This window comes from Umezawaea beigongshangensis, from assembly GCF_016464305.1.
GTDB classification, from domain to species: Bacteria; Actinomycetota; Actinomycetes; order Mycobacteriales; family Pseudonocardiaceae; genus Umezawaea_A; species Umezawaea_A beigongshangensis.
Genome location: NZ_JAEIOJ010000002.1, coordinates 470,704 through 482,827 on the forward strand (window position 1 = coordinate 470,704; position 12,124 = coordinate 482,827).

12 protein-coding genes are annotated in these 12,124 nt (G+C 72.8%); 9 read left to right on the plus strand and 3 right to left on the minus strand.

The window, feature by feature from the left end; genetic code table 11:
- Positions 1 to 4 precede the first annotated feature (4 nt).
- From IMZ35_RS06735 to IMZ35_RS06760, 6 genes are all read left to right on the plus strand, one after another.
- Complete coding sequence (locus tag IMZ35_RS06735) at positions 5 to 1,348, plus strand: DUF1996 domain-containing protein (RefSeq protein ID WP_199440034.1); 1,344 nt, start codon at positions 5 to 7, stop codon at positions 1,346 to 1,348.
- Between the two features lie 188 nt (positions 1,349 to 1,536).
- Positions 1,537 to 2,355: a ferric reductase-like transmembrane domain-containing protein gene (locus IMZ35_RS06740; RefSeq protein WP_199440035.1), complete on the plus strand. Its 819-nt coding sequence runs from the start codon at positions 1,537 to 1,539 to the stop codon at positions 2,353 to 2,355.
- The gene (locus IMZ35_RS06745; RefSeq protein ID WP_199440036.1) at positions 2,352 to 3,719 is read left to right on the plus strand and encodes an NAD(P)/FAD-dependent oxidoreductase; all 1,368 of its coding nucleotides are present in this window, start codon (positions 2,352 to 2,354) and stop codon (positions 3,717 to 3,719) included. Before IMZ35_RS06740 ends, IMZ35_RS06745 begins: the two co-directional genes overlap by 4 nt.
- Before the next feature lie 316 nt (positions 3,720 to 4,035).
- On the plus strand, positions 4,036 to 5,250 hold the full coding sequence (locus IMZ35_RS06750) for a PP2C family protein-serine/threonine phosphatase (RefSeq protein ID WP_307867822.1): 1,215 nt from the start codon (positions 4,036 to 4,038) through the stop codon (positions 5,248 to 5,250).
- A gap of 2 nt (positions 5,251 to 5,252) precedes the next feature.
- Complete coding sequence (locus tag IMZ35_RS06755; protein ID WP_199440037.1) at positions 5,253 to 6,803, plus strand: sensor histidine kinase; 1,551 nt, start codon at positions 5,253 to 5,255, stop codon at positions 6,801 to 6,803.
- On the plus strand, positions 6,796 to 7,236 hold the full coding sequence (locus IMZ35_RS06760) for a response regulator (protein WP_199440038.1): 441 nt from the start codon (positions 6,796 to 6,798) through the stop codon (positions 7,234 to 7,236). Before IMZ35_RS06755 ends, IMZ35_RS06760 begins: the two co-directional genes overlap by 8 nt.
- Before the next feature lie 202 nt (positions 7,237 to 7,438).
- On the opposite strand, the gene IMZ35_RS06765 is transcribed toward IMZ35_RS06760, so the two are convergent.
- Complete coding sequence (locus tag IMZ35_RS06765; protein WP_199440039.1) at positions 7,439 to 7,894, minus strand: hypothetical protein; 456 nt, start codon at positions 7,892 to 7,894, stop codon at positions 7,439 to 7,441.
- 24 nt (positions 7,895 to 7,918) lie between these two features.
- On the opposite strand from IMZ35_RS06765, the gene IMZ35_RS06770 reads away from it, so the two are divergent.
- Positions 7,919 to 8,137, plus strand: a complete 219-nt coding sequence (locus IMZ35_RS06770; protein WP_199440040.1) for a hypothetical protein — start codon at positions 7,919 to 7,921, stop codon at positions 8,135 to 8,137.
- Here the strand turns inward: IMZ35_RS06770 and IMZ35_RS06775 are convergent.
- Together IMZ35_RS06775 and IMZ35_RS06780 are read right to left on the minus strand one after the other, a co-directional pair.
- Positions 8,121 to 8,759 (minus strand): DUF4230 domain-containing protein, encoded by a 639-nt coding sequence (locus IMZ35_RS06775; protein ID WP_307867823.1) that lies wholly within the window; start codon positions 8,757 to 8,759, stop codon positions 8,121 to 8,123. The two genes, IMZ35_RS06770 and IMZ35_RS06775, sit on opposite strands and share 17 nt — an antisense overlap.
- Before the next feature lie 98 nt (positions 8,760 to 8,857).
- Complete coding sequence (locus IMZ35_RS06780; protein WP_199440041.1) at positions 8,858 to 9,730, minus strand: GNAT family N-acetyltransferase; 873 nt, start codon at positions 9,728 to 9,730, stop codon at positions 8,858 to 8,860.
- A 57-nt stretch (positions 9,731 to 9,787) separates the two neighbouring features.
- On the opposite strand from IMZ35_RS06780, the gene IMZ35_RS06785 reads away from it, so the two are divergent.
- Together IMZ35_RS06785 and IMZ35_RS06790 are read left to right on the plus strand one after the other, a co-directional pair.
- On the plus strand, positions 9,788 to 10,816 hold the full coding sequence (locus tag IMZ35_RS06785; RefSeq protein ID WP_199440042.1) for an LLM class flavin-dependent oxidoreductase: 1,029 nt from the start codon (positions 9,788 to 9,790) through the stop codon (positions 10,814 to 10,816).
- A gap of 76 nt (positions 10,817 to 10,892) precedes the next feature.
- Entirely contained in the window at positions 10,893 to 12,119 is a 1,227-nt protein-coding gene (locus IMZ35_RS06790) for a glycosyltransferase family 2 protein (protein WP_199440043.1), read from the plus strand.
- Positions 12,120 to 12,124: the final 5 nt, after the last annotated feature.

Sequence of the window (12,124 nt, forward strand, 5' to 3'; positions counted from 1 at the left end):
TCGCATGTCCCAGGGAGCCAGACACAGGACCCGCCGCACGTCGATGATCGCGCTCGCCGCGGTCGTCGGCCTCCTGACCGCCGGAGGCGTCGCCGTGGGAATCAGCACCGCATCGGCCCACGACGACCCGGGGGCCGAGCACGCCGACGCCGGCGGACCGTTCGTGTCGGACTTCGTCGACATCCGCGAGGCGGACCGCGCTCCCGACGAGCCGCGGGCGCGGCGCGGCGGCCGCGGGTCGGCCGGAACGTTCGTGGCGCAGTGCGGCCGCAACGAGAACGGGCACAACAACCCGGACAACTTCATCGTCGCGCCGGGCGTCGCGAACGGCGCGCACCACCTGCACGACTACGTGGGCAACCTGTCCGCCGACGGGTTCTCCACCGACGAGAGCCTCGCCGCGGCGGGCACGACGTGCCGCTTCGACGACAGGTCCACCTACTTCTGGCCCGTGCTGCGGGTCCGCGACGAGAAGATCACCGCGGAGAGGCCGGGCGAGGGCGAGGAGGCGCACGAGGAGGCGGAGGCCGAGGTGGCCGCGGCCGAGGCCCTGCAGGACGCGCCACCGGCGATCGCCCCCGAGGCCGCCGCGGAGCAGGAGAACGCGCAGCCCGCCCCGCCGCGGGCCGACACGGGTGACGCGGCGACACCGCAGGTCGCCCCGGCCGAGGCCGCGCAGGAGGAGGCCGCCAAGGCCGAGATCGCCCGGGAGGCGACGGCACCCGACCCGGCGCAGCCCGCGGCACCCCCCGCGGTGGCGGCAGAGGAGGAGGCGGAGCAGCAGCAGCGCGCCGCCGAGTACGAGGCGTCCGGCGAGGACGCGGCGGACGGCAACGTCGGCACCGTCCTGCGGCCGAGGTCCGTGCGCCTGCAGTTCCGCGGCAACGCCCGCGCGGACGTCGTGGCCATGCCGAGGTTCCTGCGGCTGATCACCGGTGACGCCAAGGCGGGCACCAACGGCACCGGCAACGCCCGCGCCCGCTGGAGCTGCACCGGCTTCGAGCGCAAGGCCACCACGCAGTACCCGCTGTGCCCGCGCGGCAGCCGCGTGCTGCGGGTGCTGGACTTCCCGAGCTGCTGGGACGGCGTGAACACCGACAGCGCCAACCACCGCACCCACGTGGTGTTCCCGCTGGCGGACGGCTCGTGCGCGGGCGGGACGAAGCCGATCCCGCAGCTGCGGATGGTCCTGAGCTACAAGGTGCCTCCGGGCGCGTCGTACGCGCTCGACAGCTTCCCCGAACAGCTGCACGCGCCGGTGACCGACCACGCCGACTTCGCGAACGTGATGTCGGAGCGGTTGATGAACCGGGTCGTGCAGTGCATCAACCGCGACCGGACCTGCTGATCCGGTCCGGCCGCGAGAGGACGTGACGCGTCGGGCCACCGGCCACCCGCACCCGCCGCGGAACCGCAAGACCCGCTCGGCCCGGTCGCGACCACTCCTGCGCGATCGGGCCGGACGGCCCCCACCACCGGTGAACCCACCCCTGTGATCCGCCGTCTCGGAGGTCTCCATTGCTCAGCCAGGTCCCCATGCTGTTGGCGGACGCCGCCGCGGACCAGGACGCGGGCGTCAAGAAGATGGCGCAGCTGTCCGCGCGGCTGGCCTACGCCATGATGTGCCTGACCCTCTGCTGGGGCGTGCTCATCGCCACCGGCTGGGCGCAGCGGCTCACCGGCCGCCAAGAGCTGCGCAACGGCCACATGGTGCTCGCGACGGCGGCGCTCGCCTTCGGCAGCCTGCACGCCGTGGCGTTCACGCTGCTCCAGACCGCCGCGAAGTTCTCCTTCGCGAAGCTCGTCCTGCCGTTCCTGTTCGGCGGGTTCTTCCGCCACGGACTGGGCATCGTCGGCCTGGAGCTGATGTTCGCCATCGCCATCACCGCGGGGCTGCGCCGCAAGGTGCTCTACCGCCGGTGGCTGCGGTTCCACCAGCTGGCCTACGCCGCGGTGACGCTCACCGTCGTGCACTCGTGGCTGGGCGCCGTCGCCAACGGCAACCTCGCCGTGCTGTGGCTCGCCGGCCTGACCATCCTCATCCCGACCGCGACGATCGCCGCGGCCAGGTTCGCGCCCCCCGAGACGCTGGCCCGCCTGGGCCTGGTCGAGCGCACCGGACGCCCGCAGGACGAGGTGGCCGCGGAGGCCTCCGTGCTGGACGTCAGCGTCAACAACGAGCGCTGCCACCGGTACGGCATCTGCATGCAGGAAGCCCCGGAGGTGTTCGACCTGATCGACGACGACCGGTTGACCTACGAGCGACGGCCCCACCCCGACCACTACGCGAAGGCGCGCGCCGCGGCGCGAGCGTGTCCCATGCGCGCCATCGAGCTGCGGGAGCGAGTCAGATGACCGAACGCATCGTGATCGTCGGAGGAGGTCTCGCCGGTGTGCGCTCCGGCGAGCGGCTCCGCGAGATGGGCTTCGACGGCGAGATCGTGATCGTCTCCGCCGAACGCCACCTCCCGTACCACCGTCCCGCCCTGTCCAAGGAGGTCATCACCGGCGAGCTGCACTGGTCCGACCTCGGACTGGCCACGGCCCCGGAGCTGGACGCGCAGTGGCGGACGGGCGTCATGGCCAGCGGTCTGGACACCAGCACCCGCACGGTGTCGCTGCCCGGTGGCGAGGAGCTGCGCTACGACGGCCTGGTGATCGCCACCGGCGTCGACTCCCGGCACCTGGACGGCGTGCCGCGCCACGACCCCCGCGTGCACCAGCTGCGCACGCTCGACGACGCCGTGGGCATCCGCAGGGCCATGTCGAGCAGTCAGGGCCAGGTCGTCGTCATCGGCGGCGGGTTCATCGGCGCGGAGATCGCCGCGTCCATCCGGCACGTGGGCCGCGAGGTGGCGGTCGTGATCCGGGGCAAGGCGCTGCTCGGCGGCGCCATCGGCGAGGAGTTCGGCAACCTGGTCACCCAGATGCACCGGGAGCACGGCGTGCGGCTCGCGTCGGGCGTGAAGATCCTGCACTGGGTGCGTCAGGCCAACGGCATCGCGATCCACCTGTCCGACGGCCAGGTGCTGTTCGCCGCCGCCGTGGTGCTCGCCGTCGGCGCGACGCCGTCGGTGGCCTGGCTGCGCGGCTCCGGCCTGGAGCTGAGCGACGGCGTGCTGTGCGAGCAGTCCTGCCACGTCGTGGGCGCGGACGACGTGGTCGCCGCCGGTGACGTGGCGCGCTGGCCGAACCACCGCTTCGGCGGCGTGGTCCGGCGGGTCGAGCACTACATCCACGCGGTGGAGATGGCGCGGGCGGCGGCGGAGAACCTGCTCGTCGGGCGCGCTCACGCCCGGCCGTTCACCCCCGTTCCCCGGTTCTGGACGGAGCAGTACGGCATGCGCGTGCAGGGGTCGGGCATCCCGAAGCTCGGCACCGACACGACCCCGCTCGGGCGCGGCGTCACGGGCTTCGTCGCCGACGGCCGCCTCGTCGGCATGGTCGGTCTCGACGCGCCGAACGCGATGATCAGGCACGGCCACGAGCTGCGCAGGCAGACCGCCCTCGACCGCGAGCGCGTCGACGTGCTGTCGGTGCGGCCCACGCGGGCGCCCGGTCCCCAGCCGGTTCCCCCGCCGCCGCAGACGCCGCGCGACCCGGCGCCGTTCACCGAGCAGCTCCCGCCGGTGCGCGAGCCCGTCCCGGCCGGTGCGCCGCCGCGCGAGCCGCAGAGACGTCCCGACCTGGTGTGGGCGCTGCCGACACCGCGGCGCTGATCCGTCTCCCGCGCGGCAGGCACCCGCGCTCCCACGACCCGCGGCACCGCCGCGGGTCGTCGGCGTGCCGCGACACGCCCGGAGCGCGACCGCGTCCCCCCACCGGGGACACCCGGTCGACGATTATGTGGGAACGCAGCGTGACCGATGGTGGGCGTGTTACCACGCTCGCACGACTACGCTGTGCAAACGAAGTAGTGCGATGATGCTCCGAACGGGGGTACGGATTCGCACTGACGTTCACCGCTCGTCGTGCACCGGTGCCGGTGCACTACTGTTCCCGGGACCGAAGGCACTGACAGCGAGGAGAGGGCAGGTGCTGAGTCGCAACGACACGCCGACCGTGCTCGCGAACAGTCCCGCCCAGCCCCTGCGCGTGCTCCTCGTCGAGGACGACGAGGGTGACGCGGTGCTCGTCGAAGCGCTGCTCGACGAGGCGGACGCGCCGGTGGCCTTCACCCGCGCGCGCAGCGTGCGCGAGGCGGAGCCCCTGCTCGGCCGGGTGGACTGCGTGCTGCTCGACCTCGGTCTGCCCGACGCGTCGGGCCTCGACGGCCTGCGCAAGCTGCTCGCCCACTCCTCCCCCGCGGCGATCATCGTGCTGACCGGTCTGACCGACGAGCGCCAGGGCGTGGAGGCGGTCGCAGCCGGCGCCCAGGACTACCTGGTCAAGGGACAGGTCGACGGAGCGCTGCTGTTCCGCGGCATCCGCTACGCCATCGAGCGCAGGCGGGCGGAGGACGCCCAGCACCAGCTCCGCGAGGAGAAGCTGCACGCGCAGGAGAAGACGCGCCTGGAGCGCGGTCTGCTGCCGTCCCCGCTGCTGCACGGCGACGACCTCGCCCTGGAGGTCCGCTACCGTCCCGGCGGCAGCCGGATGCTGCTCGGCGGCGACTTCTACGACGCCGTGCGCACCCCCGACGGCTCGGTGCAGGTCATCATCGGCGACATCTGTGGCCACGGGCCGGACGAGGCCGCGCTCGGCATCTACCTGCGCATCGCGTGGCGCGCGCTGGTGCTCGCCCAGCAGGAGCCCGCGAAGGTGCTCGGCACGCTGCACCAGATCCTCATGCACGAGCGGCACCAGCCCGGTCTGTTCGCCACCGCCTGCATGCTGACCATCTCCCCCGACCGCCGCTGGGCGCGGGTCTACCTCGCCGGGCACCCGGAGCCGATGCTGCTCACCGGCGGGCACATCCTGGAGCTGCCCAGGGACCGCGCCGGGCTCCCGCTGGGCGTGCTGCCCGACAGCACCTGGCACGGCCTCGACGTGGCGCTGCCCACCGGCTGGTCGCTGATGCTCTACACCGACGGCCTGATCGAGGGCCGCGTGATCGGCGACGAGGAGCGGCTCGGCGCCGAGCGGCTCATCGACCTCATCTCCGGCCACACCGCGGCCAGGCCCGACTGGCAGGACGACGCCGCGGACCTGCTGGACTCGCTCATCGCCAGGGTCAAGGAGCTCAACGGCGGCGAGCTCGACGACGACATGGCAGTGCTCCTGCTGACCGACCGCACATCCAGGACGTGACGATGGAAGAAGGAAGCCACCCGGACAGGTGGCCGGCGAAGAGACTGCTGTTCGGTCTCATCGCGTTCCTCATGCTCATCTCGACCGCCGCCGTGGGCAGCGCCGCCGCCGCCACGGCGGGCCTCAGCGACGCGCGGGTGCTCGTGCTCGACCAGATCGGCCCGGCGCGGCGCATGGCGCAGACGCTGTCGGCGGCGGTGCTCGACCAGGAGACGGGCGTGCGCGGCTACGTCCTCACCGGCAGCGAGGACTTCTTGCAGCCCTACCGCGACGGGCAGGGGCAGGAGGTCGCGCTGATCGCCGACTCCCGCTCCAGGCTCAGCGGCAGGCTCCCGGAGATCAGCGCCAAGTACGACCGCCTGGAAGAGCTGACGAACCAGTGGCGCGAGGAGTACGCCGAGCCCACGATCACGAGCATCAGGGCCACCGGCCCGACCCTGGAGCCGGTCGCCGAGGCCGACCGGGGCAAGAACAGGTTCGACGAGGTCCGCGCGACGCTCCAGGACATCCAGCGCGACCTGGAGCGCGAGGGCGACGGGGCGCGGGACGCGCTGAACCGGTCGGCGTCGACGGTGATGGCGCTGCTCGTGAGCACCGGAATCGTGCTGGTGCTGCTGATCATCGCCGTCGCGATCGTGCTGCACCGCATCCTCATCGCGCCGCTGGCCGGTCTGGCGGCGCAGGTGCGCCAGGTGGCCTCCGGCGACTTCCAGCGCAACGTCAACCTCTCCGGTCCTCGGGAGATCGTCGAGCTCAGCCACGACGTCGACCAGATGCGGCAGCGGATCGTGCAGGAGCTGGAGGCCTCGCGCTCGGCCCACGAGCAGCTCGACGAGCGGTCGCGCGACCTCCAGCGGTCGAACGCGGAGCTGGAGCAGTTCGCCTACGTGGCCTCGCACGACCTCCAGGAGCCGCTGCGCAAGGTCGCGAGCTTCTGCCAGCTCCTGGAGCGCCGCTACGGCGGCCAGCTCGACGAGCGGGCCGACCAGTACATCGGCTTCGCCGTCGACGGGGCCAAGCGGATGCAGGTGCTGATCAACGACCTGCTGGCGTTCTCCAGGGTCGGCCGGCTCACCCGCGAGCAGACCGTGGTGCACAGCGGCGACCTGGTCGCGCACGTGCTCGGCAACGCGGCGGACCAGATCGAGGAGGTCGGCGCGGAGGTCGTGGTCGGCGACCTGCCGTCGGTGCGGGGTGAGGCGTCGCTGCTGACCGCGGTGTTCCAGAACCTCATCGGCAACGCGCTGAAGTTCCGCGGCGAGGAGCCGCTGCGCGTCGAGATCGACGCGCGGCGCACGGACGACTTCTGGACGTTCACCGTGTCGGACAACGGCATCGGCATCGACGCCGAGTACGCCGAACGGATCTTCGTGATCTTCCAGCGCCTCCACCACAAGGACGCCTACCCGGGCACGGGGATCGGTCTCGCGATGTGTCGCAAGATCGTCGAGTACCACGGTGGCACGATCAGGCTGGCCACCGAGAGGCCCACCGGCACCACCTTCGAGTTCACCCTTCCCGTCGTCGAAGAATCTGAGAGCTCTGATGACTGAGCCCGGCCTGAACGTGATCGACGTCCTCCTGGTCGAGGACGACCCCGGTGACGCGTTGATGACCGAGGAGGCGTTCGAGCACCACAAGATCCGCAACACGCTCCACCTGGTGCGGGACGGTGTGGAGGCGCTCCAGTTCCTGCGCCGCGAGGGCGAGTACGCCGACGCGCCGCGGCCGGGCCTGATCCTGCTGGACCTCAACCTGCCCCGGATGGACGGGCGGGAGGTCCTCGCGGAGATCAAGGTCGACGAGGAGCTGCGGTCGATCCCGGTGGTGGTCCTGACGACCTCGGAGGCCGAGGAGGACGTGCTGCGCAGCTACAGCCTGCACGCGAACGCCTACGTGACGAAGCCGGTGGACTTCGAGCGCTTCATCGAGGTCGTGCGCCAGATCGACGACTTCTTCGTGACGGTGGTCAAGCTTCCCCGCTGACGGGAGGACGGGGCGGGGCACCTCCGAAACGGGGTTGGCGGAGGTGCCCCGATCCGCGTCGGGCCAGCGGGAGGACCGGCGTGGTGGTGCGCGTGACCCGCGCTACCGCTGGACGAGGCGTGCGAGCGCCGACACGGCGTCGGCGAGCAGCGACACGACCGAGGGGCTCAGCTCGGACGGCGCGGGCACGTCGGTGGTGGACTCAGGCACGGGTGACCTCCTCGGCCGCCGGGGTCGCGGTGTGCGCGACGTGGCCCCTGGTGCGCCGGGTCTGCTTCAGCTCGGCCTCCAGCAGGTGCTTGCGCCCGGCGACGAGTTCGTCGCGGACCCTCTTCTCCACCTCGCGGAACGTCCGGTGGTAGTCCTCGTCGTACTCGTCGACGATCTGGAACGTCCAGCGCCCGAGCAGGACGTTGCGACCGACGAGGTCGAACTCGACGACGTCGGCCAGCTCGTGGTGCCCGGCCTCGCGCAGCAGCCTCGCCGCGTCGCCCGCGGCGAAGTCGGCGCTACCGGTGATCTGGTGGAAGGCGTACAGGTGGCCGCGCGCCGCCTCGGCCTTCTCCAGCGCCTCGGACAGCTTGCCCACGGCCTCGACGGTCTTGTCCCCCACACCCGACGGACGCTGGTAGCGCTCGGGCAACTCTGCATCGTCCACGCCGGTGGTGTACCCGCTGCCGCGGTGCTTCAACCCGCAGGTGATCAGGACCTCACCCCCGCAGGACGTGGCCGGCCGCACGTCATCCGACCGCGCCTCACCCGGCCGTTCCCGCCGGTCGTGCGGCCCGGCCACCGGCCGGGTGCTCCGGGCGCGCTGCCCGGTCCGGCCGAGCGCTGCGGCCGTCGCGGCGAGCGGGGCGACGACGAGGCCGCCCGTGCCGCGATCAGCTCACGTCGGTGAAGGTCACCTCGTAGCCCAGCGCCGTGAGCAGGCCGGAGAGCATCTGCCGGGTGTTCTCGTCGGCCCGTTCCACGAGTCCGGACGACGCGGCGGCCTCGGCGATCTTCTCCTCCGCCTTGAGGTAGAAGTCCTGCTGGTTCTGCGTCTCCACGAGCGAGTTGAGCCGGTCCCAGAAGCCGCGTTCCTGGGAGAAGACGTAGCTGCGGGAGTTGTCGAGGCTGGGCTTGTCGAGCTGGGCGCGGGGCAGGTCCACCTCGACGGACTTCCCGTCGGGCGAGACCCGGATGCTGTCGGCGTTCAGCCCGGAGAACTCCACGTACGCGGTGACCGTGCCGGCGGCGACGAAGAGGGTCCGCTGTCCGGCCAGGACGTCGGGCACGTAGGCCACGTCCTTCTCCACGTCCACGACGACCTGGTAGTCACCGGCCACCGCCTGGTAGCGGCTCAGGTCCCTGATCGACTGGAGGACGGCGGGCTGACTGCGGTCGGTCTCCGACGTGCCGAAGAGGTCGAACCGCGGAATCGCTCCGGTCAGCTGTCCGACGGCGGCGATCACCAGCACGACGGCCAGTCCCAGCGCCCCGAACTTCGCCAAGCGCATCCACTGCATGCGAGCGGTCACCTCCACCGGTGGGGATTCTTCCGCCCTCCTACCCGATGTGCCAGGACGGAAAACTCCCGTCCCCCGGACAGAGCAGCGCGCCGGTCCGTCCACACGGCTCAGTCGGACCGGTCCGCCGTCGTGCGACGCACGTGGGTGCGGGTGCGGGGGCCCGGCCGGAAGCCCAGCGACGAGTACAACCGCAGCGGCACGGGGTACGCGGCGTCACCGCGCGGCCCGACGCCGACGCGGGTCGCGCCGGCCGCGGCGAGCGCGCGCATCCCGTCCAGGCACACCGCGCGGGCCAGCCCGAGCCGCCGGTGACGCGGGTCGGTGCCGACGGGTTCGATCAGCCCGGCCCGGTGCCGCTCGTCGAGCCAGCAGGTCGCGTAGGAGACACAGGCACCGTCCGGAGCGAGGACCACCCGGTCCAGCTCCGGCCGGTAGCCGGGGGCGCCCATCACGGCGCGGTAGCTGTCGCTCGTGACGCGGGACCCGGCGAACGCGCTGCGGTGTACGGCCGCGCGCGGCTCCGGACCGGGTACCGGCCCGACGGCGTAGCCCGGCGGCAGCACGGGCTCCGGCAGATCGCGCAGGTCGCGGAGCACGTGCCGGAAGAACGGCCCGGCCCGCTCGGCGAACCCGGCGCGCCGCAGCGCCCGCACCTCGGTCGCCTCCGTCTCCAGGACGGTCACCTCCAGCTCCCCGGCGGTGGCGGTGGCCGCGAACCAGTCGAGGACCTCGTCGGCCACCTCGTCGTGGTCCGGCCGGACCTGGAACACCAGCTCCCCCGGCAGCTCGATCCAGCCCCACGCCACGACGCGGCCGGCACGCTCCCAGATCCTGGTGGGCCAGTCGGCCTCCCGCCCGAGGTGCTGGAACCTGCCGTGCGCGAGGTCCCCCACGTGCCAGCGGCTGCGCGGGCTCCAGAGGTCGCTCGTCAGCTCCTGCATCCGCCGCACGACGGCGTGCTCGTCGTCCCGATCGCCCACGACAGGACCGTACCGATGGCGGCAACGGGGTGTTCGACGTCGATCTATCCTGCTCCCATGCCCGGAATCGACGTCTACCTGCTGATCCTCGGTGATCACCTGCCCGATCCGCGCACCGGCAGGGCCGTCGGGGAGGCCGAGCGCGTCCGGGCGGTGGTGGAGCAGGCCGTCGTCGCGGAGGAGGCGGGGTTCACCGGTGTCGCCATCGGCGAGCACCACTTCACCCGCTACGTCGTCTCCGCCCCCGAACTGGTGCTCGCCTCCGTCGCCGCGCGCACGTCCACGCTGCGGCTGTCCACCGGTGTCACGCTGCTCGCGCACCGCGATCCGGTGCTCGTCGCCGAGGAGCTGGCCACCCTCGACGTGCTGTCGCGGGGGCGCGCCGAGCTGATCGTGGCGCGCGGGGTGTCCCGGCAGACGAACGCGGCGTTCGGCGTGGGGTCCGCCGACCTGCGGCCCCGGTTCGAGGAGAACCTGCGGCTGCTGCTGCGACTGCTGGAGGAGCGGGACGTCACCTGGCACGGCGAGTTCCGCAGCCCTCTGATCGACGTGACGACCACCCCCCGCCCGGTGCAGACACCGCGGCCGGTGGTGTGGACGGGCAGCGGCTCGGCCGTGTCGGCGGACCTGGCCGCCGAGCTGGACCTGCCGCTCATGCTGCCCAGCACGCTGCGCGATCCGGCGGCGCACCTGGACGTCGTGCGGCGCTACCGGGCAGCGGGCGGGGGCCGGGTCGCGCTGCCCAGCCACGTCTACGTGACCCCCACCCCGGGCGAGGCGCGCGAGCGCTGGCGCCCGTACCTGAGCGCGTACGCGGAGTTCGCCCAGCCGTGGCGCGGGCAGGGGGCGAGCACGGAGGTGGACCGGCTGATGGAGGGCGCCGCCGTGTGCGGTGATCCGGCGGAGGTCGCGGAGCGGCTCAACGGCCTGACGCGCCTGCTGGGCCTGGACGCGCACCTGGTCGTGGTGGACATCGGCGGTCTGCCGCTCGCGGAGGTCGTGGACACGATCCGGCTGTTCGGGCAGGAGGTGCTTCCCCGGCTCGTGGGAGCGCCGGTCGCCGGTCCGACGGGTCGACGCTGTTAACCCCGCCGTCGTCGCCGGGTAATCGGCACGGCTGAGCATTTCCGGGAACTACGAACCTCGGGGAGCTTCCGTGCCGATGTGGACTTCGGGAACCGGTACCACGGTGGTGGGCATTCCGGCGCGCGACGAGGCGAGCACCGTCGCCGCGGTCGCGCGCGCCGCCGACGCCGGACTGAGCAGGGCCTTCCCCGGCGGCGCGAACGTGGTGCTGCTGGCCGACAACGGCAGCACCGACGGCACGGTCGAGCGCTTCCTGGACACCGACCTGCGCGCCCGCCAGGTCGTGGTGCGCTCCAGCGGGATCGGCACGGGCAAGGGCACCAACGTCTTCGCCATCGCCGACCGCGCGCTGGAGCTGGACGCGGAGCGGGTGGTGCTGCTGGACGCGGACGTGCGTTCCACCGAGCCGGAGTGGATCGGCCGGCTGGCCGACGCGGTGGACGGCCCGGAGCCGGCCATCGCCGTGCCGGTCTACCGGCGCGACAGGTACGAGGCCAACACCACCAACCACCTGGCCGGTCCGCTGCTGGCCGGGGTGTTCGGGGCGCGGGTGCAGCAGCCGATCGGCGGCGAGTTCGCGGTCAACCGGGCCTTCCTGGAGCGCGCGGCCACCTGGCACCGCCCGGCCAGCTCCTACCTCTACGGCGTCGACGTGTGGCTGACCGGCAACGCGCTGCGCGAGGGGATGCGCGTGGTGGAGGTGCCGCTGGGGCGCAAGCTGCACAACTCGCCGTTCCCGAAGATCCTGCGACTGCCGCAGCAGGTGCTCGACTCGCTGTTCCACGTCGTGCTGCGCACCAGCGGCACGGCGGTGCCGGACGTGCGGGCGGCGGCGGTGCGCGAGGCGGTCGACGGGGCCGCGGTGCCGCAGGACCCGGCCGTCGTCGCCAGCGTCACCTCCTCGGTGGCGGCCTACCTCGCCGCGCACCGGGCCGACGTGCACCGGCTGTTCCCCACCGCGCGGCTGCTCGCGCCCGCGCCGTGGGGGCTGCGGATCGCCACCGACGACTGGCCGCACCTGCTGGCCGATGCCGTGCAGGCGCTGGGCGACGGCGAGTTCGAGGCGGCGCGCGACCACCTCGTGGCGCTGTACGTGAACCGGGTGCTGACGTTCTGGGACGAGATCGAGGGCCTCGACGGGTCCGAGATCGACGCCCTGCTCGACCGGCAGACCGCCCGCACCGCGCACGCCGTGCGACGCCGCGGCGTCACCTTCGACCCCACCTGCGCCCCGACCGGGTTCAGCACGGCGCACTGGGACGGCCACGACGTCGACCCGGTGCGCCACAGCGTTCCCGCGTGACGCGC